Origin of the sequence: Enhygromyxa salina (genome assembly GCF_000737335.2) — a bacterium.
Lineage (GTDB): Bacteria > Myxococcota_A > Polyangia > Nannocystales > Nannocystaceae > Plesiocystis > Plesiocystis salina_C.
The window spans coordinates 40,280-65,903 of record NZ_JMCC02000037.1 but is presented as its reverse complement, the minus strand read 5'-3'; the positions used below and the strand labels follow the sequence as shown (position 1 = coordinate 65,903).

The 25,624-nt window shown below is 68.5% G+C and carries 20 protein-coding genes; 16 read left to right on the top strand and 4 right to left on the bottom strand.

Annotated elements, in window-relative coordinates:
* Positions 1-233: 233 nt before the first annotated feature.
* From DB30_RS15595 to DB30_RS15570, 6 genes are all read left to right on the top strand, one after another.
* Positions 234-923 carry a hypothetical protein gene (locus DB30_RS15595; protein ID WP_052549611.1) on the top strand — a complete coding sequence of 230 codons (690 nt, stop codon included), beginning with the start codon at positions 234-236 and terminating at the stop codon, positions 921-923.
* Positions 924-1,006: 83 nt separating this feature from the next.
* Positions 1,007-1,897 carry a hypothetical protein gene (locus DB30_RS15590; protein ID WP_052549609.1) on the top strand — a complete coding sequence of 297 codons (891 nt, stop codon included), beginning with the start codon at positions 1,007-1,009 and terminating at the stop codon, positions 1,895-1,897.
* A 139-nt stretch (positions 1,898-2,036) separates the two neighbouring features.
* Positions 2,037-4,754 (top strand): signal peptide peptidase SppA, encoded by a 2,718-nt coding sequence (sppA, locus tag DB30_RS15585; RefSeq protein ID WP_052549607.1) that lies wholly within the window; start codon positions 2,037-2,039, stop codon positions 4,752-4,754.
* A gap of 30 nt (positions 4,755-4,784) precedes the next feature.
* Positions 4,785-5,501 (top strand): TerB family tellurite resistance protein, encoded by a 717-nt coding sequence (locus DB30_RS15580; RefSeq protein WP_052549605.1) that lies wholly within the window; start codon positions 4,785-4,787, stop codon positions 5,499-5,501.
* 89 nt (positions 5,502-5,590) lie between these two features.
* A complete protein-coding gene (locus tag DB30_RS15575) occupies positions 5,591-6,796 on the top strand; it encodes an efflux RND transporter periplasmic adaptor subunit (RefSeq protein ID WP_052549603.1) in 1,206 nt (401 codons plus the stop codon).
* A gap of 37 nt (positions 6,797-6,833) precedes the next feature.
* Complete coding sequence (locus DB30_RS15570) at positions 6,834-9,938, top strand: efflux RND transporter permease subunit (RefSeq protein ID WP_052549601.1); 3,105 nt, start codon at positions 6,834-6,836, stop codon at positions 9,936-9,938.
* Positions 9,939-9,953: 15 nt separating this feature from the next.
* Here the strand turns inward: DB30_RS15570 and DB30_RS15565 are convergent, their stop codons facing one another.
* Complete coding sequence (locus DB30_RS15565; protein ID WP_052549599.1) at positions 9,954-10,757, bottom strand: SDR family NAD(P)-dependent oxidoreductase; 804 nt, start codon at positions 10,755-10,757, stop codon at positions 9,954-9,956.
* A gap of 14 nt (positions 10,758-10,771) precedes the next feature.
* Positions 10,772-11,188: a hypothetical protein gene (locus DB30_RS15560; RefSeq protein WP_052549597.1), complete on the bottom strand. Its 417-nt coding sequence runs from the start codon at positions 11,186-11,188 to the stop codon at positions 10,772-10,774.
* Positions 11,189-11,307: 119 nt separating this feature from the next.
* On the opposite strand from DB30_RS15560, the gene DB30_RS15555 reads away from it, so the two are divergent.
* Together DB30_RS15555 and DB30_RS15550 are read left to right on the top strand one after the other, a co-directional pair.
* Positions 11,308-11,742: an OsmC family protein gene (locus DB30_RS15555; protein ID WP_052549595.1), complete on the top strand. Its 435-nt coding sequence runs from the start codon at positions 11,308-11,310 to the stop codon at positions 11,740-11,742.
* Positions 11,743-11,829: 87 nt separating this feature from the next.
* The gene (locus DB30_RS15550) at positions 11,830-12,684 is read left to right on the top strand and encodes a VOC family protein (RefSeq protein WP_146659075.1); all 855 of its coding nucleotides are present in this window, start codon (positions 11,830-11,832) and stop codon (positions 12,682-12,684) included.
* Between the two features lie 64 nt (positions 12,685-12,748).
* Here the strand turns inward: DB30_RS15550 and DB30_RS15545 are convergent, their stop codons facing one another.
* A complete protein-coding gene (locus tag DB30_RS15545) occupies positions 12,749-14,026 on the bottom strand; it encodes a hypothetical protein (RefSeq protein WP_146659073.1) in 1,278 nt (425 codons plus the stop codon).
* Positions 14,027-14,545: 519 nt separating this feature from the next.
* Between DB30_RS15545 and DB30_RS15540 the strand changes: the two genes are divergently transcribed.
* The 7 genes from DB30_RS15540 (at position 14,546) to DB30_RS15510 (ending at position 23,996) form a co-directional block, all read left to right on the top strand.
* Positions 14,546-15,214 carry a hypothetical protein gene (locus DB30_RS15540; RefSeq protein WP_146659072.1) on the top strand — a complete coding sequence of 223 codons (669 nt, stop codon included), beginning with the start codon at positions 14,546-14,548 and terminating at the stop codon, positions 15,212-15,214.
* Between the two features lie 52 nt (positions 15,215-15,266).
* The gene (locus tag DB30_RS15535) at positions 15,267-16,577 is read left to right on the top strand and encodes a pectin acetylesterase-family hydrolase (protein WP_146659070.1); all 1,311 of its coding nucleotides are present in this window, start codon (positions 15,267-15,269) and stop codon (positions 16,575-16,577) included.
* A 101-nt stretch (positions 16,578-16,678) separates the two neighbouring features.
* Entirely contained in the window at positions 16,679-19,885 is a 3,207-nt protein-coding gene (locus DB30_RS15530; protein ID WP_146659068.1) for a serine/threonine-protein kinase, read from the top strand.
* 55 nt (positions 19,886-19,940) lie between these two features.
* Positions 19,941-22,004, top strand: a complete 2,064-nt coding sequence (locus DB30_RS15525) for a S9 family peptidase (RefSeq protein WP_165703785.1) — start codon at positions 19,941-19,943, stop codon at positions 22,002-22,004.
* The gene (gene rtcA / locus DB30_RS15520) at positions 22,001-23,050 is read left to right on the top strand and encodes an RNA 3'-terminal phosphate cyclase (RefSeq protein ID WP_052549581.1); all 1,050 of its coding nucleotides are present in this window, start codon (positions 22,001-22,003) and stop codon (positions 23,048-23,050) included. Before DB30_RS15525 ends, rtcA begins: the two co-directional genes overlap by 4 nt.
* A 212-nt stretch (positions 23,051-23,262) precedes the next feature.
* Positions 23,263-23,763, top strand: a complete 501-nt coding sequence (locus DB30_RS15515) for a group I truncated hemoglobin (RefSeq protein ID WP_338082192.1) — start codon at positions 23,263-23,265, stop codon at positions 23,761-23,763.
* Positions 23,764-23,783: 20 nt separating this feature from the next.
* Positions 23,784-23,996, top strand: coding sequence for a hypothetical protein (locus DB30_RS15510; protein ID WP_052549579.1), 213 nt, complete (start codon positions 23,784-23,786; stop codon positions 23,994-23,996).
* A gap of 35 nt (positions 23,997-24,031) precedes the next feature.
* Here DB30_RS15510 and DB30_RS15505 read toward each other — a convergent pair whose 3' ends face one another.
* On the bottom strand, positions 24,032-24,937 hold the full coding sequence (locus tag DB30_RS15505) for a tyrosine-type recombinase/integrase (RefSeq protein ID WP_052549577.1): 906 nt from the start codon (positions 24,935-24,937) through the stop codon (positions 24,032-24,034).
* 82 nt (positions 24,938-25,019) lie between these two features.
* Between DB30_RS15505 and DB30_RS15500 the strand changes: the two genes are divergently transcribed.
* Positions 25,020-25,547, top strand: a complete 528-nt coding sequence (locus tag DB30_RS15500; protein WP_240480242.1) for a protein kinase domain-containing protein — start codon at positions 25,020-25,022, stop codon at positions 25,545-25,547.
* Positions 25,548-25,624 lie beyond the last annotated feature (77 nt).

Sequence of the window (25,624 nt, the reverse complement as noted above, 5' to 3'; positions counted from 1 at the left end):
CTCGCCGAGCAGGGCGTCGATCTCACGATGGTCGCTGGCTCGAGCTCGTCGCGTGTGCAATCGAGCAGCAGGGGGATGTCGTCGCCTCGTTCGTGCTCGCCGGTGGAGCTGTTCGCAGCGGGCCGAGTCTCCACCCGGCCCGGCCACCAGCTTCTCGAGCAGCTCGACCTGCAGGTTGCTGGGTGGATCGGGCTGTGCCGCGTGTCTAGGCGCCGCGTTACACTTGGGCTCACATGCTCGCCAAACGAAGCACCACGCGCCGTCGCTCGCTCCGCGATCGAAGCTGGGCGCTGTGTTATTTCGGCCTGTCGCTCCTCGCAATCACGCTGGGCTGTGACGCCGAACGCCCCAAGCCAAGCGCCGACGCCCCGGCAGCCAAGCCGCTGGCCACCGAGGCGACCGTGGTCGAGACGCCTGACCCGGTTCCGCCGCCCGCCGCCGAGATCCCCGCGCCGGTCGAGCCCGAAGCTCCCGCGCCGACAGATGACCCCGCACCGACAGATGACCCCGCACCGACAGATGCGCAGTCGATCCCCGCGTCGATTCTGCCCGCCGGCTGCCCTGGCGTGGACAAGAATGGGGGTCCGTGGGACGGCAAACGACAGTTCAAGATCGGCTGTCAAAAGCCCGGCGTCAAAGGCTGGACCAAGGTCGCCACGAACGAGGACTACGGCGCCGGCTCGGCCCGAGTCTCGCACGCCTACCGCAAAGACGGCTGGATGCTGGTGTTTGGGGAGCAGTGCTGCAGCGCCTGCGAGCCCGACGGGCTCTCGGACTGCGAGCCCTGGTTCAGGGCGCGGCTGTATCCGCCGGCGGACCTGGTGGAGTGCAAGCAGAGTAATGCCTGCAAGCAGGTGGGGCTTTGCCTGCAAAAGGATGGTTGGTGCGAGGGCAAGGAGCAGGAGTGGGGGGCGACGTGGTGAATGCACAATACGCGGCGAGCTGAGTCGGGCGCGGTCGTGGCAGCCTGCGTGATCGATATGGCGTGCCACGCTACAACCCGGGCATGAAGACGAGCCGAGCCATGGGATTGGGGTTTTGCTTGGCGCTGACCACTGCGTGTGAAGCCGGTGCCAACGCAGACACGGCCGGTGAGAGCGAGACGCTGAGCGGTGATGGGGACACCGGCGACGGGGATGGCGACGGGGACACCGGCGACGGGGACACCGGCGACGGGGATGGCGATGGGGATGGCGATGGGGACACCGGCGACACCGACACCGACACCGGCGATGGCGATGGCGATGGGGATGGCGATGGCGGCGAGGACCCGATGGAGTACCCCGACTGTGGGGTCGGTGGCGATGCCAGCGTGAGCCACTCGTACATCGGCTTCAACGCCGCGGACCCGGACGCCGAGTACCACGCCGTCTGCACCTTGGCGTCTGTGACAACGGTGGCGGATCAAACCACACTGAGCTTCGACTGTCCCGATGACTACCACCCCGGCGTCGTCGTGACCGCGCAGCCGGTGTGGGCCCCGGACCTCGTGATCGGGACTGCGCTCGACGTTCACTTCGAGTCGTTGGGCAAGTGGTCCTCGGGGGAATGGACCTACGGGACGACCTGGCAGCTCGCAAGCGCCGAAGACGACGGCCTCGTCGCGGCCTACATCGATGTCTATCGGTGGTATGGCGTCGCGCCGCTGGGGATCGCGCTGGTCGGCGATCTGTGCGAGCCCGAGGGCTGGTGCAACGGGCCCGAAGGGGCTGCCCCCGATACTCAGGACGTTGGCGTCGAATTCACCGTTGACGGTGAGACGACCACCTTGTTCGCCGGCAACTCGGGGCAAGTCGGCGACTACGACATTTGGGTCGACGAGGCGCAGTACAGCATGTGCGATGACCTACTCGACAGCGCGCCCGGGCTCTATACCCTGTTCATGGCGCGTCGTTGATCGCAAGTCAGGCCCATGCGCACCGCAGCACTCACGCTCGCCATCCTCGCCGGCTGCGCCCAGCCGGACACCACGAGCACGGCCCGGTCACCCAGACGCGGTGGCGCACGTCGCGGTCCAACGTGCTATCACAGCCGCGATGCTGTCATGGCCGTCGCGCTCCGCTGCGCTCGCGCTCGCGCTCATCAGCGCGCTCGTAGTGTTGTTGGCCACGCCTGCGTCGGCACGGGCCGGCAACGGCGGTGAGGCGCGCTCGATCTTGCGCGATCCCGATCGCCCCTACACCGTCGTCGCCGGTGAGGCCGACGCCAGCGCGGTGGTGCAGAACCCAGCCAACCTGGCCTACTTGGACGGCTTCAACGCGATCCTCGACTTCACCTACAACATCGAACGCAGCGGGCGGCGGGGTGATGGCATCGGGGGCTTCGTGGCGGTCCCGCTACCCTGGAAGTTCCCGCTACCCTGGAAGATCCTCGCGCTCGGCGTGGGGCTGCAGGCGGTGCTGCGGCAGCAGGCCGTGCCTGGCAACGCCCACGCGACGGCCGACGCGGCGTTTGGAAAGTTCACGATCGCGGCGGCCGTGCCGTTGATGCGTTGGGTCCCGGGCCTGTCGTTTGGGCTGCAGTACTCGCGCTTGTTCTCGGGCGAGAACGTGTACGCGAGCCGGGTCAACCAGCTCGACCTGGCGCTGAGCTGGCGGGCCAACCGGTTCGTGAGCCTGGCTGTCGTGGCCCGCAACCTCAACGCGCCCACCTTGGCCGAGAGCGTGCGGGCAGCCCCGGTGCTCGACCCCGAGGTCGCCCTGCGTCCGTTTGGCGACGCGCGCTTCGAGGTCGCCGCCGGCGTGCGGGCGCGGCTCGCTGGGTTGCAGCCGGCCGAGGCGCCGATCCGCGGGTTCCAGGTCCAGCCGCGCGGGCGCATGTTGTTTGGCAATCGCGGGGTGCGGGTCTACGCCGAGGCCGAGGCCGTCGCGTACTTCGACGCCGCCGACGTCGACGACCCGAGCAAGGATCCGACCCAGGCCGACGCCCGCGCGGTCGCCCGCGTGAGCCTCGGCGTGCAGCTCGACACGCCGCACTTTGGCGTCGCGGCCGGGCCCACTGCTGGGCTGGGGGCTGGTGGCTTGCACGGCGTGAGCGGCCGAGTTCGGCTCTCGCACGAGCGCTACACGGACATCCTGCCCGTGCGTCCGCGGCGGGTCACGCGGCTGTCGCTGGCCGGCAAGCACGACGATCGCGAGCTGGCCGAGCTGGTCTGGCTGATCGACGAGCTGGCCCGGCGTCGCGGGGGCGTGGTGCTGGTCGAGCTGGCCGGCTCGGAGTTTGGCAGCGCGCAGCTAGAGGAGCTGCGCGAGGCGTTGCTGCGCTATCAGGACAGCGGCGGCAAGGTCGTGGCGTACCTCGAGGGCGCCTCGCTCACGGGCTACTTCTTGGCTTCGGTCGCGGATCGGATCATCGCGCATCCCCACGCCGCGCTGTCGATCATTGGCCTGTCGTCGCGCACGCTCTACTGGGGCGAGCTGCTCGCGCGGCTCGGGGTCCAAGCGGAGTTCGTGCGGGTCGCCGAGTACAAGGGCACCCCCGAGATCTGGACGCGCACGGGTCCGAGCGCGCCGGTGGCCGAGGCCAATCGGGCGCTGATGACGGACACCTGGAACCATCTGATCCGGGTCGTTGGCCGGTCGCGCGCCCGCGATCCCGCGGTGGTCTCGGACTGGGTCGACGCGGCGCCGTGGCAGCCTGAAGATGCGCGTCGGCGCGGGATCGTCGACGACCTCGCGTGGCCCGACGAGCTCGACGCCAAGCTCGAGGCGTGGCTGGGCCGCGGGGTGCGGATCGAGGCGCCGCCCACGTCGCCGCTGCGAACGGGGGACTGGGGCGCGCCGGCCCACGTGGCTATCGTGCACGTGCGCGGCACCTTGGTCACTGGGCCGTCCCTCGAGATTCCGCTGTTGGGGCTCGAGCTGGCCGGCAGCGAGACCCTGACCAAGACCATCGCCGAGCTGCGCGAAGACAACGCCGTCAAGGCGGTGGTCGTGCGCATCGACTCGCGTGGGGGCTCGGTGCGGGCCTCGGAGCAGATCGCCCGCGAGCTCGACCGCACCCGCGAGCGCAAGCCAGTCGTGATCTCGATGGGCCAGACGGCGGCCTCGGGTGGCTACTACATCGCAACCGGCGGGCAGTACATCTACGCCAACGCGACCACGTACACCGGGAGCATCGGTGTGTTTCTGCCCAAGCTCGATCTCTCGGGCCTGCTCGACAAGGTTGGGGTCAACGCGGAGCTGCTCTCGATTGGCGACCGCGCGACCATGCACTCGTACTGGAAGCCCTACTCGGAAGACGAGCGCGACGCCGCCATGGCCGGGATCCAGGCGACCTACGACGTGTTCATCGAGCGCGTTGCGGGTGCGCGGGCGATGACACCCGAGGCCGCCGACGCGGTCGCGCGGGGCCACGTGTGGAGCGGCGTGCGGGCGATCGAGATCGGGCTGGTCGACGCCTACGGCGGCATGCACGAGGCGGTCGATCGAGCGGCGCGGATGGCCAACATGCCGGTCCCAGCCGGCGCGGCGCCGATCGTTCTCCACTATCCGTTGCCGCCAACGGTGCTCCAAAAAGTCCGCCGTCTGTTCGGCCTGAATTTGTCGTTGCCGCTCGGTAGCAGCGTCGAAGCGGGTGGGGACGCGGCGGTGGGGATCGGCCAGGCCGGGCAGCTCGTGCCAATGACCGGGCGGGCGCTTGGCTTCGCCGATCCGCTGATGCGGACTTTGCGGCTGTTGCCCGCGGCGCTGTGGCACGGCGCTGGCCCCGAGGCGCTGGCGATCGGTCCTTGTTACTTCGAGATAGACGGCTGACAGCTGCGCGCAGTTGGCGTAGAACTAGACATGCTCACACCGGAGCAAGAGTGGACGTTGGTCGCCTGCGGCATGATCGCCCACGCCGATGACATGCTCGAGTTTGGGGAGTGGGACCAGATCCTGCGGCTCGTCGACGCCAGCGTCGAAGATGAGCACATGCAGCCGTGGCTGGATCTACTTGGTGATCGACCGTCGCTCGAGCGTCGCTTCGCCGAGCTCTCGCCGCCGCTGCCCTACTTTGTCGAGCAGCTGCTCGAGCAGGCGTGGCGAATGGCACTGGCCGACGGCAGCGGGTCGGAGGTCGAGGCGGCCGTCCACGATCGGATCGCAGAGAAGGTCGGCGTGAGCCCCGAGCAGGCCCAAGCGTGGCGCTCGCGCTGGACGCAAGAGGCGGCGACCCGGGCCGAGCTGGTGGTCGGGTTTGCGGCGGCGCTCGCCAACCTCGACGGCCAGCTCGCGAGCGCCGAGGCGGCCCAGTTCGACTCGCTGCTCGAGCGCATGCCGGTCTCGGTCGCGCGGCGGGTCGAGCTCTCGATGCTGCTGTACTCGCCGCCAGACTTAAAGCAGCTCGGTGGGCGGCTCGCAGCGCTCGAGCCCGAGATCCGCGAGGCGGTGCTCTACGAGGTCGCGCCGCTGGTTCAGGCCAGCGACCGCGGGGATCGGGAGCGTGCGGTGTTTCATGAGCTCGCGGAGCTCGCGGCGGTCCCAGCCGATCGCGCCCGCGAGCTGTTGGAGCGGGTGTAGCTGCGTTCGCGCGTTCAGCTGGCGCAAGGGCTTCCCGCCTGCGTGCGCCACTCATTGACCGCGCTGGTCCTGCGTGGGATCAATCGAAGATGCTTCGGCCGTCTGGGATCGGTGTTCTGATCGCGGTCGCGGTCGTCACTGGCTTGGTCGGTTCGGCCTGCAACGAGGTCGACGAGGCCCCCGCGCCGCGCGAGGCGATCGTCGATCCGGGCGCGGGTGCGATTCGGGTCGAGGCCGCTTCGGCGCGCATGGGGCTGCTGGCACGCGAAGTCACGGCGACGGGCATGACCTCGGCGTGGCGCGACGCGAACTTGCGCGCGGAGGTTGGCGGGCGGGTGCTCGAGGTGACGGTCGACAACGGCGACTTGGTCGAGGCCGGGGCGCTGCTGCTGCGCATCGATGGATCGCGGCAGCGGCTGGCGGTGTCGGGGGCCTCGGCCCGGGTCGAGGCGCTCGAGCACGACCTCGAGCTCGCGCGCACCGAGTACGAGCGCAAGCAGGGCTTGGTCGCCAAGGGCAGCTTGGCCGCGGCCCAGCTCGATGGGGCCAAGCACGCGGTCGATCGGGCCCAGGCTGCCCTCGATGGGGCCAAGGCGGAGCTCGGGTCGGCGCGGCGCTCGTCGAAGGACGCGAAGATGAGCGCACCGATCGCTGGCGTCGTCGCGCGGCGGCTCGTCGATGTTGGCGACACGATCGGAGCTGGGGCGCCGGTGCTCGACTTGGTCGATCTATCCAAGATCCGCGTGCGGGTTGGGCTCGTCGGCAGCGAGATCGGGCGGCTCGACCAAGACGCCCAGGCGCTGGTCACGATCGAGGATCTGGGCGGCGAGTCGACGCTGGCCCAGTTCGCCGCGCTCGCGCCAGCGGCCGATCCTGTCACGGGCCTGTTCGATGTCGAGTATCACCTCGACAACCCCGAGGGGCGGATCCGCGGGGGCATGGTCGCAACGATCTCCCTGCCGCTGCACAAGGGGGGCGAGCGCGTGCTCATCCCGCGGGCCGCGTTGACCCGGCGGGCCGGCAAGCTCGCGGTGTTCGTGTTGACGCCCGCGTCAGATGAGCAGCGCGAGGGCGTGGGAAAGGGGCTCGAGCGGCGCGTGGCGGAGCTGCGCGAGGTTCGGGTGGGGGCCTACGGGGACCTCGAGGTCGAGATCCTCGCGGGTGTCGAGCCCGGCGAGCTGCTCGCAACTTCCGCCCAGCACGCGCTCGCCGACGCGGTCTTGGTCGAGATCGAGCCGCCGGCCCTCGCCAACCGCCACGCCAGCGCGGCCACGCCGACCGGGGCGGCGCCGTGAGCCCCGGGTGCGCAGCCGTGTTCAGGAGTGACGTGGCGTGATTCGGTTCTTCTTGTCGCGGCCGCTGCTGGTTCACATGATCACGATCGCGGTGCTAGCGATCGGCCTGCTGGTCGTCAGCCGCAGCCAGCGCGAGGGGTTTCCGGCGATCACGATCAACTCGGTTGCGATCACCACGATCTTGCCTGGCGCCGCGCCGGACGACGTCGAGTCGAAGATCACCGACCCGATCGAAGAAGCGATCCGCGAGATCGACGGCGTCGAGGAGTACAGCTCGGTCTCGCAGGACGGGCTCTCCGTCGTGAACGTGAACCTCTACGAGGATCTCTCGCCGCGCGAGGTCGAGGCCGTCGAGCGTGATCTGCAAAAGGCGATCGACGCGATCCAAGACTTCCCGGCCGAGCTCGAGGCGCCGCCCGTGCTCGCCCGCTTCAACCCGGCCAAGGCGGCGGTGCTCGAGATCTCGCTGACGGGCCCAACGGCGGCGACGCTCGAGGTCGTCGAGCTGCTGCGCCCGCGGATTCAAGAGATCAACGGCGTCGGCAAGGTCGAGGAGGTCGGGATCGGGGATCCCGAGATCGAGGTGTTGCTCGATCCGGTCCGCGCGCGCGCCCAGCAGGTGACCCTAGACGAGGTCATGGCCGCGCTCTCGCGGCGCAACGTCAAGAGCACCGGGGGCCGGCTGAGCGCGTACCCGCTGCAGCGCCAGGTCGTGATGTCGGGCGAGTACCGCGACGCCGCGCAGATCGGCGACACGATCCTCCGGTTTCGCGGGGCCAACGGCGGCGCGCTGCGGATCCGCGACGTCGCGCAGATCCGCGAGACCCGCGAAGACACCGGGCTGCGGGTCCACGCCAACGGCAAGACCAGCTTCAGCTTGATCGTGCGCAAGCGCGAGAGCGCCGACATCCTCGACACGGTCGACGACATCTACGCGCTGCTCGAGGACTTCCCGCTGCCGGACGGCGTCGAGGTCCACACCTTCAACGATGTGTCTCGCCAGACCCGCAACCGCCTCGACGTGGTGATCACCAACGGGATCGGCGGCGTGGTGTTGGTGCTCGCGGTCTTGCTGCTGTTCTTGTCGTTTCGGATCGCGTTCTGGGTCGCGTTTGGGCTGCCGTTCGCGCTGCTCGGGGTCGCGGCCTTGATCCCGGCGCTGGGGATCTCGATCAACATGGTCTCGCTCGCTGGCTTCGTGCTGGTGATCGGGATCGTCGTTGACGACGCGATCATCATCGCCGAGCGCATCGCGTTTCACCTCGAGGCCGGCGTCGATCCACAGGAGGCGGCGATCAAGGGCACCGAGGAGATGTCGATCCCGGTGATCGGGTCGTCGCTGACCACGATCCTGGCGTTCTCGCCGCTGTTCTTGCTGGGCGGGATCCCGGGTAAATTTTCCTGGGCGATCCCGACGATCGTGATCTTGACCCTCGCGGTCTCGCTGTTCGAGTGCTTCTTCATCTTGCCCAGTCACATCGTGGGCCATGGTGATCGGACCCGCGCGCTGGCCAAGCCCAAGGCCGGGTTCATCAAGGCGCTCGAGCGGGTGTACACGGCCGTGCTGCGCAAGGTGCTGCCCCACGGGGGCCTGGTGGTGCTGGTGTTCGCCAGCTTGTTCGTGGGCACCGTGCAGTACATGCGCACGTCGATGCCCGTGACCATGTTCCCGCAGGACGACGCCGAGGCGTTCTACCTGCGGGTCACGGCCCCGCTTGGCACCCCGATCGAGCGGACCGAGGCGCTGCTGCGTGGGCTCGAGCAGCAGCTGCCCGCGATCATTGGCGACGACCTCGACGGGATCACGGCGCGGGTTGGCCACCAAGAGGTGCGCCGCAACGAGCGGGACCGCGGCGTCGCCGATCACGAGGGCTTCGTCACCGTGTATTTGAGCAACGAGCGCGCGCACTCGGCCGCGGCCTGGATCGCCCGGGTCAAGCAAGAGCTGCACGTGTCCAAAGAGCTCGAGGTGGTCTACGAGGCCGCGCGGATCGGGCCGCCGATGGGCCGGCCCGTCGAGATCCACGTGTCGAGCAACGACGACGGGCTGCGCCGCCAAGTCAGCAATGAGGTCCGGGCCTACTTGCAGGGGCTGCCGGCGGTCGTCGATCTCGAGAGTGATCAACGACCGGGGATCCGGCAGGTCGATCTGCGCTTGGATCACCGCCGCATGGCGCTCGAGCAGGTCGACGTCGAGACCATCTCGCGCACGGTCAAGGCCGCGTTCTTCGGGATCCCGGTGACCGAGCTGCGCGACCTCGACGAGCGCGTGGCGATCCGGGTCCGCTTCGATCCGGCCGCGCGGGCCGATCTCGACTTGTTGCTGTCAACGCCCGTGCGCGGCGAGGACGGCCGGATGCACGCGCTGCGCAATTTCGTCGAGCCGATCGAGGTCGACGCGCTCGCGACCTACCACCGCCGCGACGGGATCCGGACCACGACCTTGACCTCGGGGATCTTGCCGGGCTCGGGTGAGACCGCGACCTCGCTGGCCAAGACGATCGAGGCCGAGCTGCTGCCGCGCTTCGCCGAGCACGAGCCCCAGGTCCGCGTGCAAATTGGCGGCGAGGCGACCAAGACCGGCGAGACCCTGGGCGAGATGCCGACCGTGTTCGTGCTCGCGCTGATCGGGATCGTGATGGTGGTGATGCTGCTGACGGGCTCGCTGACCCAGGCGATGTTCGTGGTCTCGGCCGTGCCGCTAGGGTTGGTCGGCGTGGTCTGGGCCTACGCCGCCCACCAGATCCCGATCTCGCTGTTTGCCCTGCTTGGGATCACGGGTCTGTCGGGTGTGGTCGTGAACGACTCGATCGTGATGGTGACCTCGCTCAATCAGACGGGGACCGGCGACGGCGGCTTGGCCGAGCTGATCGACGAGGTCGCCAACATCGCGACCCAGCGCCTGCGCCCGGTGCTGCTGACCACGCTCACGACCGTCGCCGGGGTGATGCCGACCGCGTACGGGCTGGGGGGCCGCGACGCGCTGCTGTCACCGATGTCGCTGGCGCTGGGCTATGGGTTGATCTTCGCAACGACGATCACCTTGATCTTGGTGCCGTCGCTGTACGTGATCCGCCGCAAGGTCGAGCGCCGCCAGGCCAATCGTCGGGCCGCGCGTCGGGCCAGGCGCAAGGGTCTGTAACAACCTCTAGAAGACCTAAGACAGCTCTCGTTGCCAGCCGGTGCGGACGGTGAGCCAGCGGACGAATGAAGGGAACATCCAAAGCAGGCACACGATCACGGTGAGCATGAACGGCCGCATGAACACCCGCCGCTCTGCGCGGATCGCCTTGATCATCGCGGCGCCAACTTGCTCGGTGGTCATCGTTGGGATCAGCATATTGGCGATCCCCGGCAAGCGCTCTTTGGCCCCGGGGTTGTTGTCCCAATAGTCCGAGGTCACCTCGCCAAACATCACCTCGGTCACCCGCACACCGGTGCCCCGCAGATCCGCGCGCAGGCCCTCGTTGAAGCCGCGCAGCGCCCAGCGGCAGGCGGCGTAGCCGGTGCACCCGCCCGCGACCACCCGGCTCATGGGCGACTGCACGTTGACGATCAGGCCGCTGCGGCGCTCGATCATCGCGGGCAAGAACACGCGGGTGACGAAGAAGGCCGCGAAGTAGGGCGCCTGCATCATCTGCACGGCCTCTTCGAGCGGGGTCTCGTCGACGGCCAGCCAGCGGCCGGCGCCGGCGTTGTTGATGATCACGTCGGGGACCCCGAGCGAGCTGGTCACCTCTTCGCCGAGGGCCGTGACGCTGGCCGGATCCGAGAGGTCGCAGGGGCGCACGTGGGCCTCGCCGCCGGCCGCGGTGATCTGATCGGCGATCGCCTGCAGCTTGGCCTTTGTGCGGGCGACCAGGATCACCCGCGCGCCTTGCTTGCCGAGGGCCAGCGAAGTGCCGGCGCCCATGCCCTGGCTGGCACCGGTGATCACGACGAGCTTGCCTGCGACGTCCATGCGCCGGGAGACTACTATATTCGGCCATCACCGGCCGGAGGCCGTCGCGTCCACACGTAGATGAAGAACAGCGCGAAGGCGCCGTCGCCGAGACCGTAGCTGGCGTAGAAGACGGCGGTCATGGGGTCGCGGGACCAGACCTCGCCGAGCTCGCCGCCGTGGATTGTGAGCCAGCAGATCCAGTTGCCGACGTAGAACAGCTTCTCGATTGCAAACACCAGCGCGACCCGGGGCGCGGCCTCGAAGCTGTCCGCGAGCGCGAGATAGGCCAGGCCCCAGATGCAGATGAGCAGCAGACCTGGGATGCCGAACACGCCGGGATCGAGCTCACCGAGCAGGTCGTTGGTCAGGCCGCGGCTGAACAGCAAGGTGCCAAGGATGTTGAACGCGGCGGCGACGTGAAAGCCTCGGCGCAGGGTCTGGGCGGCCATTCGCTACGCTACCACGGCGTCTCGCCGCAGCGGCGCGCCATCGGCTACCGTACTGTCGACTCCGGCTGTGGTCATCGACGAGCAGGTCGTCCACACTGGCGCCGTCCCCAGCCAAGTCCATGACCAGCAACATCTACCGCGCGCGCGGAGACAACCAACCCGGCGTCACCGGACGCATTCACACCCTCGCCGCGCAGATCGAGTTCGACGGGAGCCCGACGATGGGCGACGCGGTGCCCGGGCCGGCGCACCTGCTGGCCGCGTCGCTGGCCGCCTGCGTGCTCAAGAACGTCGAGCGCTTCGGCCAGATGCTGCCCTTCGCCTACTCGGCCGCGCAGGTCGACGTCGAGCTGGAGCGACAAGACGCTCCGCCTCGGATCATCCGTGCATCCTACGAGCTGCGCGTGCACACCGACGAGCCCGCGGTGCGCTGCGCCCTGCTGCACAAGAACATCCGCAAGTTCGGGACCATCTCCAACACGCTCGCGCAAGCCTGCGCGCTCGAGCCCGTGATGCTCGCCCTGCGTACCGACGGCAGCGTCACCCGCGTGTGACCTCGTCCAGATCGGGTGCGACGATCTCGTGACGACCTGAAATTCGCGCCAGACATCGCTCCTTCGTGAAGACCCAGAGATACCGCCATGCCCGGACTTCGATTCGACAGCCTGTTGTTCCTGTGTGTCGCCAACTCGGCCCGCTCGCAGATGGCCGAGGGCCTCGCCCGCGCGATCTTTGGCGACAGCGTACGTGTGCAGTCGGCCGGCTCGTCGCCGACGCGCGTGAACCCCTTGGCGATCGCGGCCATGCGCGAGCTCGGCATCGATCTCTCGACCCACACCTCGAAGTCGGTGGACACCGTCGAGCTCGAGCGGATCGACCTCGTCATCGCGCTGTGCGCCGAGGAGGGCCTGTCCCTCGGTCGAGCGCCGCGCTTGCACTGGCCGCTGCGTGACCCCGAGCGCGCGCACGAGCAGCTCGACGACGAGCAGCGTCTGCAGCACTTCCGGGTCGCACGCGACCAGCTCCGCGGGCGGATCGAGGTCCTCGCGGCGCTCCGCGACGTCCCGGCGGGCCCGGACCCGCACGAGTTCCACGCGAGCATCCGGGTGCCCGACCTCCCGGCGGCCGCGCGCTTCTACACGTGGTTGCTGCGGGTCTCTCCGAAGGAGTGGACGCACCGCTATGTGACCTTCGTGAGCGAGCCGCTGCGCACCAACCTCGTCCTGCTCGTGGACGACGGCAAGCCGCTGCATCACGACACCCTCTATCACCTCGGCATCGACGTTGGCTCGCGCGACGCGGTGATCGCAGCGCAGCGCGGCGCGGAGCTGGGGGGCTGGCCGATCCACAAGCCCGCGCGCACCACCTGGCAGGGCACGCCGCTGCACGAGCTGTGGCTGACGGATCCGGGCGGCAACCTGATCGAGATCTACGCGCGCTTGACCGACGACGAGCTGCTCGAGATGCCCGAGGACATGCAGCCGGTGTTTCTCTAGCCGGTTGTGCAGCGGCTGCCTCACCCACCGACGCGACACAGCCGGGCCTCTTGCGGCCGACGCGTCAGTTCCCGACGGGCACGATCTTGACCCACTGGACGCTGTCGCTGGCGTTCTCCATCGTCGAGTCGAGCACGATGTCGACGTCGCCCGACAGGGCCTTGTTGCCCCAGATGTCGGTCGTGAAGTCCTGGTCGTCGTTCTGGAAGATCCGCTTGCCGACCCCGTCGACCACGAACAGCGCGCCCATCGGGTTGCGGTTGACGGTGTGCCGGGATCGAAGCTGGATCTCGTAGGTCGCGGGCACGACGTCGTCGAAGTGGAAGATCGCCGTGCCCGTGCGGCTGCCGTCGGGGTTGTAGAGGCCGCCGCAGTCACTCGGGATGTGCTCGTCGCCGTAGGCCGAGAACGCGTACTCGAACCCCGGCGCGCAGCGCAGCACCCAGTTGTGGCGTTTCGTGTAGTTGGCCTCGTGGTACCAGACCTCGCGCGCGATCGCGTTGGGATCTGGTGGACCGGGTCCGTCGGGGCAAGCTTCGACGTGGGCCGTGATCGTGAGCTGGAGGTTGCCGATCTGATACACGGAAGCCGGCTCGAGCGTGCCAGGGCCGAACTCGATCGTGTTGAGGCCCGCGATCGTGGTCCCGCTGACGTCGATGCTTCCAGTCCCAGACATGTTGTCCCAGTCGAGGTTGGCGGGCAGATCGTAGGGGCCAGCGCCGTTGACCCAGACCATGCCCTCTTGATTGGGGTGATCGGCGTCGTAGCTGTCAAAGGTGAGGATCGCGTCTTCGACGAGCGCGGGATCGGGCAGGCTGGGGACCTCGAAGATCAGCCGAACGTCCGAGCCGACGGGCGCGTCGAGGGGCTGCAGCGGTCCGCCGTAGTCGGTGGACTGCAAGACACACTCGCGCAGCTCGGGGAGCCCACCGTCGGTCGTGGTCTCGCTCGTGTCTTCGTCGGCCGTGTCGCTGGGCAGATCGGGCTCGCCGTCGTCGCCGTCGCCGTCGCCGTCGCCTGGAGTCTCGGCCGTGTCGTTCGTGTCGCCGACGGTCGTGTCAGAGAAGCTCGTCACGCCGGTCGTGTCTTGACGACCGTCAACGACGCCGCCAGAACACGCGAGGTTGGTGCAGGCCAGGGTTAATGTGAGAAGCCAAAGTGGTGTGCGTCGCATCAGAGTCGCTCTGTCGCGCTGGCCAACCGCAGCGGTACCCCAGCCGGGGTCGGTGCCACACAGGTCGCCGTCAACATCACCGGTCCTTCCTTCGCCCTTGTCGCCCGCGGTCGCGCCAAGCGTGAGGTCCAGACCGAGAGCGGGCACGCCAATTTTTGCGAATGTCACGTCGCGCGCAGTCTACAGCACACGGGCAGCCCCCGGCGTGGCAGTGAGCGTTCAAGCCACGCATGGTCGATCGGCTGTGACCACACCACTGCGCGGATTCATACCTAACGAGCGATATCGCAGGGTCCCCGTTCGTCAGTGGGTGTGCTCGCTGCCGTGGCGGCTGCGCTACGCGATGGGCTACGACCGAGCGCTGTGTGCCGCAGCCAGTGCGGCGGAACCAGGTGACGCTGCACGGGGCCGACCGCGAGCTCGAGCGCCCACGGTTCACGAGGCCGTGCCCGCACTGCCAGGCCGACGACGCGCTGACGATCCTCGGCTCGCGGGCGGCGACGCTGTCGAGCGTGGTGATCGGGCATCTGTTTCAGCCGTGGTGCAGCTGGCAGGCAGCGCTCGAGCCATCAGCGCGCCGCTTCGCGATCCGCTACCCTGCCGTCCATGCGCTCACGCCCCTGGCTCTTGGCTCTGCTGCTCGGCACCGCGACCTTCACCGCCCCCCGGCTTGCCCAAGCCTGAGGCGTGAGCGCGCCGGTCGGTCCGACCGGGTGCATGGCGACGGCGGCCGAGACCCGGCGCCGGCCGTTCTCGCTTGGCGTCAGCTACGGGTTCTCGGACACCCGGCTGGTGTTCGTCAACGCTGGCCGCTACCGGTTTCGGCAGTCGGCGTACGCGCTGAGCTTCGTCGCCGCCCTGAACAATGGCCTGGTGCTTGGGGCCGCCGTGGGGCCGCACATGGGTGGGCGGGTCAACGGCCTGCGCGGGGCGCCAACCGACAGCTGGGAGATTCGGCCCGGGGTCGTGTGGTCGTTGACGGTTGCCCGTCGCTATTTTGGTGCGAAGCCCGAGATTCCGTACTTATTGATCGTTGGTACATTGAGTGGGTCTTCCGCTTCGACGCGGCGCGCGTCCGATCGGGAGCAAGCCGGAATACATGCACTCGATGTCAAAGGTGACGTAAGCGTTGGCTGGACGCTCGGCGAGGCGTGGAGCCCCTATTTGGCGGTACGTGGGTTTGGCGGGCCCGTATTCTGGAACCAGGGTGATCAGCGCTTGATTGGCAGCGACCTCTATCACGTGTCGGTCGCCGCTGGGTTCAACCTGGCGATTGGCGACCAAGCGGCGATCTATTTTGATGGCGCCTTTGTGGGAATGCGCGGGTTGAGCGGGGGGGCGAGCTTGCGGTTTTGATTTTTGTCCGAAGGGTGTTTCCAAGCGGGAGGAATTTGAATACCTTGTCGTGGTGATTTCGCTGCGTGTTCCAAAGTACATCTGCGCGCTGATGGTCGGGCTGCTGGGCGCTTGCAGTGAAGACCCAGTCGCTGCAGACCAAGGGACCGACGCGACGAGCGGCACCGCATCGGACACAGCCGGAGCCGAGACCGCGGAGCCCGAAGCCGAGAGCGACGGCGAGAGCGAGAGCGACAGCGACACCAACGGCGAGAGCGAGAGCGAGACGGGGACCCCCGCAGATCTGCCCGAGGAGCCCGAGGAGCCCCTCTACACCGGGGATCCGCTGCCCGAGGCGCCACCGGGGGACTGGAACTGGGTCGACATCCCGGGGGCCAAGTGCATCGACGGCAGCCCGGCCGGGATCGGGGTGCGCTATGGCATCTCCGACGAGCTGGCGATCTTCTTCGAGGGCGGCGGCGGTTGCTTCAACGCGGCCACCTGCGCGCTGTTCTACGCCAGCTTCGCCAACTTCGATCAGCTCACCTTCGATCTGATCTGGCAAACCACCGTGCTGCAAGGCGGGCTGTTCAGCACCACCAACGCCGACAACCCGCTCCGCGATTGGAACTTCATCTACGTGCCCTACTGCACGGGTGACGTCCACGCAGGCGCCGCGCCGGATACCCCGGTTCCTGGGTTTGCGTTGGGGGCGCCACAGCAATTTGTTGGGTACTCCAACGTCCACGAATTTCTCGATCGTATTGTGCCAACCTTCAAAGACACGTCGCACGTGTTGGTCACGGGGATCAGCGCAGGCGGGTTTGGGGCGGCGTTCAACTACGACCGAATCGCGGATGCATTCGATGGGTCCATGGTCACATTGATCGACGACTCCGGGCCGCCGCTGATGGATCCTTACTTAGTTCCGTGTCTGCAACAGACATGGCGCGACCTGTTCAACCTCGACGCGACGCTGCCGCCCGACTGCCCCGAGTGCTTCGCCGACAACGGCGGCGGGGTCTACAACCTCGCCCACTACCTGGCTGAAAAACACGCAGATCAGACCTTGGGCCTGATCTCGTCAGAGCAGGATCTCGTGATTCGGACCTTCTTTGGCTACGGCGTGCAAAACCAGGGCGGGCAGGAGTGTCCGCCCGGCATCATCGAGCTGCCGATGAACGGCGCGTACTTCGAAGAGGGCGTCTACGCGCTGCGCAGCGAGCTCTCGGCCCACGACAACTGGGGGACGTACCTGCAAGGCGGCACGTCACACACCTCGATCAGCTTCCTGAGCTACTACCTGACCAACGTCAACGGGATCCGCATGGTCGACTGGGTTGCGAACATGCTCGAGGGCAAGACCTCGCACGTCAGCCCCTGAGCGATCGGCGGCCGAATTGCGCGCTTCACACTGAACGATTGGGGCGAACTGGTAGATGATCGCCCTCTCCAGCTCGAGGCTGTGGGACTAGACTACCGGCGATGAGTTTGCTGCCCTCGGTGAGCCAGTCTACGAAGGTGTCCGCAAGCGAGCGAGAAGCCCTCGCCCGAGCTGAAAACAATACCGCCGATGTCGAGACCAAGGTCGTCAGCTCCGTGGGGGCTGGCGCTTCGGTGTCGGGGAGCGGCAATCTCGCGGACCGCGTGGTCGAGTCGATCGATCGGCTCGGTCGCTACGTGCTGTTGGATCGGCTCGGGCGCGGCGCATTTGGGACGGTGTGGACGGCCTTCGATCCGCAGCTCGATCGTCGCGTGGCGATCAAGGTGGTCTACGGGCGCGAGCGGGCCGGCGCCAAGCTCGACGCGACCCGCGATGAGCTGCTGTCCGAGGCCCAGCTCCTGGCTCAGCTCTCGCATCCGAACGTCGTCGCCATTCATGACGTCGGGCGCCTGGCCGACGCGCTGACCCCAGCCAGCGCGGCGGTCGGGGGCAGTGAGAGCGGCGTCGCCCGGCGGGCGGCGGTCGGCGTGTTCATCGTGATGGAGCACCTCGCCGGGCCCACGCTGGCCGAGTGGCTTGGCGAGCGCGAGCGCCCCGAGCTGGGCGAGGTGTTGCGGGTGTTCACCGAGGCAGGTCGCGGGCTCGCAGCTGCGCACGCACGTGATCTTGTCCACCTCGACTTCAAGCCCGGCAACGTGATGTTCGGCGCCGACGGCCGGGTGCGCGTGCTCGACTTTGGGCTCGCGCGGGTCGGCCGGAAGCTGCGCGGGGGCGGAGCTTCGGCCGGCCGGTCTCGCGTGGCCGGAACACCCGCGTACATGGCTCCAGAGCAGCACGCGGGCGAACCCGCCGACAGCCGGGCGGATCAGTACGCGTTTTGCGTGTCGTTGTGGGAGGCGGTGTACGGCCAGCGTCCGTTCATGGGGGACGACGTCGATCGCCTGCTCGCGGCCAAGCTCGAGGGTGTCCCCAAGATCGCGCCCGCGTCGATCCGCGCCCCGCATGTTCACGCGGCGCTCGAGCGCGGCTTGTGCATCGACCCCAACCACCGCTTCGAGTCCATGGAGCAGCTGCTCGCGGTGTTGGGCGAGGATCCTCGCCTGCGTCGCCGCCGGTGGATCGCGGGGGTGGCGTTGGTCGCCGGTCTGCTGGGCGCGGGCTTTGGGCTCGCGCGGGCCTCGGACGAGACCCTGGCCGATCCCTGCGCGCTGCCGCCTGACGAATTCGTGAACGTGTGGGATCCGCAGCGGCGCGCCGAGGTCGAGGCCGCGTTCGAGGCGACCGGGGTCGCGTTCGCAGCCGAGGCCTTCGAGCAGGTCGCGGGCGGGCTCGACGAGCAGCTCCAGACCTGGTCGACCGTGCGCGAGGAGGTGTGTCGCGCGACCATGGTCGAGGCCAAGGTGTCGGTCGAGGTCATGAGCGAGCAGTTGATGTGCCTCGATCGTCGGCTGCGAAGCATCGCCGCGCTCAGCGAGACCCTGCTCGCCGCCGACCCCGAGATCGTCGCGCGCGCGCGTGACTCGGTGCTCGCGCTCGAGGATCCGCGGGCGTGTCGCGTTGACACGCAGCGCGATCACATTGGCCGCGGTGACCTGCTCGAGGACGATCGGCGGATCGCCCTGCTCAGCGTTGAAGATGCCCTGGTCCGCGCGCGTGTGCGCGGCGAATTTGGCCGCTACGAGGCCGCGCTCGAGGCCGCCGACCAAGCGATCGAGCGGGCGACGCGGCTCGACGACCCCAAGGGACTCGCGCGCGCGCACCGTGAGCGCGGCTACCTCCTGCGCGAGCTTGGACGGCTCGACGAGGCTCGCGACGCGAGCATGGCCGCGCTCACCAGCGCCGCGCAGCTCGACGAGCGCGATCTCGAGAGCACGATCCTGATCGATCTGGTCATGACCCACACGGCCCGGGGCGACTTCTCGCGGGCGCTGGGAATTAGCGAGCTGCTGCACGCCCGGATCGACCCCGCGCGGACCCCCGAGCTGGCGGCCCGCGTGCACATCAACGCCGCTGTCATGCAGGAGCGGCAGCAACACTGGGACGACGCCCTCGCCGAGCTCGACGCCGCGAGCGCGCTCGTCGAGGCCCTGCCCGGCAGCCCCACCGCGCTCCGCGGTCAGCTCCACTTGAACTACGGCAACATCTTGACGAGCTCGGGCCGCGACTTCGTGCGCGGGGCGGCCGAGTATAGCGAGGCGATCGAGCTGTGGACCGAGGCCTACGGCCCGCATCACCCGCTGATCGCCAAGACCCGCATGAACCTCAGCGCGGCGGAGTACCGAAGGGGCGACTACATCGGCGCGATCGAGCTGCTCGAGGCCGCGCTCGCCGATCTCGAGCGGCTCTACGGATCGGATCACCCGCACGTGAGCATGTGTCACCAAAATTTGGGCGCGATGCGGTCGATCGCGGGCGAGTTTCACGAGGCCGTTCGTCACACCCGGCAGAGCCTGGAGCTGACCGCGGCCAAGATCGGCAGCGAGCACCTCAACTACGCCACGACCGAGCGCAACCTGGCCACGCTGCTGATGCTGCTTGGTCGCCATCGCGACGCCCGCGAGCACTTCGCTCATGCGGCGACGATCTACGAGCGCAGCTATGACGCCCAAGACTCGCGGCGGATGGCCGTCCAGGCCGAGCTCGCCGAGGTCAGCTGGTGGCTTGGCGAGTACGAGCTCGCGCGCAACTACGCGGCGCAGGCCGAGCTCGCGCTGGCCCAGACCGAAGCTGCCGAAGTTCGCCGGATCGGTCCGCTCTCGACCTTGGCGATGCTGGAGCTGCACGAGGGCGATCTCGCGTCCGCTCACGCTCACGCCCACGAGCTCGTCGAATTCAGCGCGAGCGTGCTCGGCCCCGACAGCGCGGACGTCGCTCGTGCGCGCACGCAGCTGGCCGAGATCCTGCGCGAGCTCGATCGCCGCGACGAGGCGCGCGAGCAGCTCGCGCAGGCGCTGACGGCTCTGACTCGCCCGGACGGCAGCGTGCATCCGTTCGCGTGGGCGGTTCGGCTCGAGCTTGGACGCCTCGCGCTCGCGGACGGGCAGCCCGATCTGGCGATCGAGCAGCTCGAGACGGCGCTGGCGCTGACGCAGGGCCCCGAGGGGGCCGAGGTGTTCGCGGCGATCGTCGAGCTCGAGCTCGCGGCTGCGCTACCCAGCCCCGCCCGCGCTCGCGCCCAGCAGCTGCGCGAACACGGGCTCGCCGCGCTGGCCAGCTACGGCGTGCGGCCGGACCTGCAAGGGCGCTGAAACGTTGCTCCACCGGCGCTGGCCGCGGCTGCGCGCGATCTGTATGCTCCGCCGCATGTCGACGCGCTTGGCCCCGTTGCTCCTGCTCGCGCTGTTGTCCGCCTGCGCCCACAAGGTCGAACCCACGACGGTCTCGTGGGTCACGCAGGCCGAGGCCGCGCCGCGGACCGAGGCGCTGACGGCCGAGGACATCGTGCTGATGAAAGAGGTGGCCGACGTCGAGCTGTCGCCGAGCGGCAAGCTGATCGCCCACGTGCTGCGGGTCCCCAGCGCGCTGGCCGAGCCGGGTCGCGCGGTCAGTCAGATCTGGTTGGTCGACGCGGCCGGCAAGCTCGAGCCGCGGCGGTTCTCGCCCGAGGGCCACAGCTCGTGGGCGCCGCGCTGGTCACCCGACGGCACGCGCCTGGCGTTCTTGTCCAAGCGGCCCGGCGACGCGCACACCCAGGTGTACGTGATCGCCATCGCGGGCGGCGAGGCCGAGCCCTTGTTCGCCGCGACCAGCTCGGTCGGCGCGTTCGAGTGGTCGCCCGACGGTAAGCAGGTCGCGTACACCAGCGCGCGTGAGCGCGACGCAGACGCGAAGGCCCGCGAGGCCGGCCGCGACTGGGTCGTCGACGAGGACGGCGGCACCAAGACCCGCCTGTTCGCCGTGGATCTGGGCACGGCCGAGTCGCGCGAGCTGGTCACCAGCGGCCAGCACGTGATCGATTTTTGCTGGGCGCCCGACAGCTCGCGCTTGGCGGTTCGCGCCAGCGAGCAGGCCAGCATCGATCACACGATGATGTACTCGTCGCTGTACACGCTGGACGCCAAGCTGGGCACGGACGGCGCCGAGCTGAAGCCGCTGACCCAGACCGCGGGCAAGCTCGGGCGCATGGCCTGGTCGCCCGACGGCGCGCAGCTGGCGTTCCTGGGCGCGGCCAACATTCACGACTCGACCGCGGGGATCGTCCACGTGGTCGCAAGCGGCGGCGGTGAGGCCAGGGCGCTCACGGCGGGGCTCGAGGCGACCGGGAGCTGGCTCGACTGGGCCGACGCGGGGACCGTGCTGCTGCTGGCCGAGCAAGGCACCAAGACGACGATCAACGCGGTCGCGGTCGAGGGCGGCGCGGTCCAACCGCTGATAGAAGATGGGCCGATCTGTCACGAGCTCAGCTTCGCGCCCGGCACCGCGCGCAGCTGGTCCCGCGACGGGGTGCTGGCGTGTGTCGGCGACACCAGCTCGCACCCGCGCGAGGTGTTCTCGGGCAAGCTCGGCACCCGCCGGCTGACCCGGACGACGGTCGCCAATCCCTCGCTGCTGACCCGCAAGCTCGGCGTTCAAGAGGTCGTGCGCTGGAAGGCCGAAGACGGCCTCGAGCTCGAGGGCGTCGTCATCAAGCCCGTGAACTACGAAGCCGGACAGCGCTACCCGCTGGCCGTGCTGCCCCACGGCGGGCCCGAGGGCGTCTCGCTGGACGGCTGGACCACCCGCGCGACCTATCCCGCCCAGCTGTTCGCGGCCCGCGGCTACGTCGTGTTCATGCCCAACTATCGGGGCAGCGCCGGGCGGGGGACCGCGTTCGCGACCGCAGATCACCAAGATCTTGGCGGCAAGGAATTCACCGACGTGCTCGCCGGGATCGATCACCTCGTCGAGCAGGGCTTGGTCGACGCCGCGCGGGTCGGCATGGGCGGCTGGAGCTACGGCGGCTACTTCTCGGGCTTGGCCGCGACCGTGTACAGCGATCGCTTCAAGGCCGCGATGATCGCCGCCGCGATCACCAACTGGGTGTCGTTCACCGGGACCACCGAGATCGAGCACGAGAACTCACTGGTCCACTGGAAGCTGTGGCCGTGGGACGACATGGCGCTCCCGTGGGAGCGCTCGCCGCTGGCCCACATCGCCAACTCGAAGACCGCCGCGCTGATCGTTCACGGCCAAGCCGACACCCGGGTGCCCACCGGGCAGTCGCTGGAGCTCTACCGCGGCCTCAAACACCTGGGCGTGCCCACGCAGCTGGTCATGTACCCGCGCGAGGGCCACGGGATCAGCGAGAACGTGCACGCGCTCGACTTCGCCACCCGCTTCTTGGAGTGGTTCGATGTCCACGTGAAGGGGGAGGGGACCGGCGAATGAGCGGCGAGACCGAGACAATCGTCATCGACGGCTCGCAGGGGGAAGGCGGCGGCCAGGTCCTGCGCACCTCGCTGGCGTTGGCGGCGGTCACCGGCGCGCCGCTGCGGATCGTCAACATCCGCAGCAAACGCCGACAGCCCGGGCTGATGCGCCAGCACCTCGCGGCGGTCCGGGCCGCGGCCGAGGTCAGCGGGGCGACCGTGCGCGGCGATGAGCTGCGCTCGCTCGAGCTCGAGTTCATCCCCGGACCGATCACCCACGGGGAGCGAGCCTTCAGGGTCGGCACGGCCGGCAGCGCGACCTTGGTGTTCCAGACCGTGGTGTGGCCGCTGCTGGCAACTCCGGGCCGCTCGCTGATCACCTTCGAGGGCGGCACCCACAACCCGATGGCGCCGCCCTTCGAGTTCTTGCAGCGGGTGTTCTTGCCGCACATGCGGCGGCTTGGCCTCGACATCTCGGCCACGCTGGAGCAGGCGGGGTTTTTCCCGGCTGGCGGCGGGCGCTTCGTGGTCGAGCTCGAAGGCGGCTACCCCCCGGCGCCCGTCGAGCTCGACGAGCGCGGTGAGATCCTCAGCTGTGAGGCGCTGGCGTTCGTCGCCAACCTGCCAAGCCACATCGCCAACCGCGAGCTCGTCGTGGTCCGGCGCGAGCTGAATTGGGCGGCCGAAGATTGTCACGCGATCGAGCTCGAGGGCCGCGGCCCTGGCAACGCGCTGTGCCTGCTCGTCAAGGCCGAGGGCGGGGCGGAGGTCGCCACCGGCTTCGGCGAGAAGGGCCTGCTCGCGGAGCTCGTCGCCGAGCGTGCCTGCGCGCAGCTGCGGAAGTGGCTCGACGCCGACGTGCCTGTGGGTGAGCACCTCGCGGATCAGCTGTTGATCCCCATGGGCCTCGCCGCCGCCGAGGGCAACGAGTCGGTGTTCCTCAGCACCACGCCCACGCTCCACGCCAAGACCAACGCGCAGATCATCGCGCGCTTCTTGCCCGTGGAGTTCGAATTCGAGCCGATCGACGCGCGCCGGGGCTGGGTGCGCGCCCGCCCGCGCTGATTTCTACACAGGAGAGATCTCCCCCTCGCAATGCGAGACGGCGGATGCGCGATTGTGAGCTCCGCGCCGCCCAATGGGCGACCCCACCCGCAGTCGAGGTGATGAGTGGAGTGGCGAAATGTCTACACTCGACGCGCCGGTGTCCCCAAATGCGCCAATGGACTCACCCGTCCAATGTGAACAGCGTCGACTACTGACAATTGGGGCACTCCGTGATCCTTGGGACAAGCCCCGCAAGCGCCGCGTTCGTCGTTTTTGCGCGCAGTGCCAGGTGCGCAGCGGCAAATACGTGCTTGGTTCGCGACGTGAGTAGGCGTACTGTGGAGCCGAGGTCAAACGAAGTGACGGAGCCTACCCTCTACGAGCGAATCGGCGGCGAAGCAGCAATCACTGCGACCGTTGGGATGTTTTACGACCGCATCATGTCGGATGAGTCGCTCTCGCACTTCTTCGACGACCTGGACATGGACAAGCAGATCAACAAGCAGATCGCGTTCATGACCATGGCCTTCGGCGGGCCCCACGACTACACGGGCACGGACATGCGGGCGGCCCACGCTCGGCTGATCAGCCGCGGGCTCGCCGTGGAGCACTTCTCCGCCATCGCGGATCACCTCGAGGCCACCTTGGTCGCCCTCAGCGTGCCGCCCGAGCTCGTTGGTGAAGTCTTGACGATCGTCGGTTCAACCAAGTCGGAGGTATTGAACGAATGATGGCTGCAACTCAACCCACAATGCCCGGGCGTAGCGGCGCGGGATTTCTCGAGTCGCCAACCTTTGATGAGGTCGTGTTTGGCGAGGGTGAGGGCGAGCAACGGTTTAGCTTCGCGGAGTTCCGCGAGCTGCCCTTGCGGCGGCGCGTGCACTTGCTGCTGAGCAAGCTGCCGAAGTTCTACCTCGCTGGCGCGGAGATTCCCCGCGCGCAGGCCATGCGCTTCAACGGCTAGTGTTGATGAGGGGCTTCGCAGCTCCTTGCACTAACTCAAGATCCGTCTCCTACAGGTACTTTGGCGGCCAACTTCGGCCGTCGCCGTTTTTCGGTGCTGCCCATGTGCTGTGGTCGTGCACCCCGACGCCGGGGTGTGCCCCCGCTCGGGCGATCAGGCGCGAGGCGGCGGATCAGATCGTCGCCGATCCCCTGGGCCAGGTGCGCGTACCGCATCGTCATCATGATGTTGCTGTGACCGAGCGACTCCTGGACCTGTGGGATCGGAACCCCACGCATGACCGCATGCGAGGCGAACGTGTGCCTTAAGTCGTGGTTGTGGATCGGACGCATGTCGATCGACCCGGCGATCAGCTCGAGAGCGTCGTTGCAGGGGTTCGTATACATGACCTCGCCGTCTTCGCCGGGGAACACGAGTTCACCGTTGGCCCGTGAGCGCTCGGCGTGGAGCGGATCGATCGCGTCCCAGGTCAGGGGGAGCTCGCGGATCTTGTCGTTCTTCGTGGTCAAGAATCCGTTCTCCGGGTGGTAGGAGCGCTGGACCCTGAGCCGGCCCCGGTCGAGGTCGACATCCTCGCGCCAGCGCAGCGCGACGAGCTCGCCGACGCGCAGCCCGGTTCGGACCGCCACGACCACGAATGGATGCCACTCGGGGTAGTGCTCGGCGGCCGCGGTGATGAACGCATCGGCCTCCTCGAAGTCGAGGAAGTTGAACTCGCTCTTGCGCTCCTTGAGGTGGCCGACGCGGGGCATGTCGACGATCAAGTTCCACTTGTGCGCCACGCGGAGGAGCCGGCTGAGGACCTTCAGGTGATTGTTGATCGTCTTCGGCTCGAAGGGCTCGCCACGGCGGGATCGCTGCTCGAGCTTCTGGGCCTTGTAGTTGTCGATCGCTCGCGCGTCGATCTGGTCGAGCCGTCGGTTGCCGAAGGCCGGGCTCAAGTGGTGCTTGATGATGCCCCGCTTCTTTGACAGCTCGGTCGGCTTGTTGAGGGTGGCCTGGTAGCCGAGGAACTTGGATCGGGTGCTCGAGTTCGGGCGCGGCCTGTCGAGCGTTCACGCAGCTGGGCTCGTGCACGGCGACATCAAGCCCGAGAACGTGCTGATCAAAGCCGGCGTCGCCAAGCTCGGCGACTTCGGGTTGGTCACGGCACCCGGTTGCACGGAGCGGGTCAGCGGCACGCCGGGCTACATTGCGCCCGAGGTCGCCGACGGCAGGCAGGGCCCCGCGGGAGACGTGTTCGTGCTTGCGTGCTGCACGTGGGCGTGCCTATTCGGGGGTCCGCCCTTCGGTGAGGCTCCCGGTGGTGCCGACGCCTCGGCCGCAACACTCGTGCTGGTCGAGCGCGCCCGTGAGGGGAAAGTCTGCGAGCGCGGGCGCGACTCGACCCGCGTCCCATCGGCCGTGAGCTCGGCGCTGCGGTGGGGGCTTCGCTCCGATCCTGCGAGGCGAGCGACCCTCGACGAGCTGCTCACGCAGCTGCGTGTGCTTCGGTCATCCGGGGCGCTCGGACGTTGGGTGCGATCGCGGCGACTCGAAGGGCTCGCGTGATGGCGAAGACCAACCAAAGGACGGCTTTGGTCGACACCTGCGCTCGCTTCGAAAGGCGCGGGGTCTGACTCAGGAGC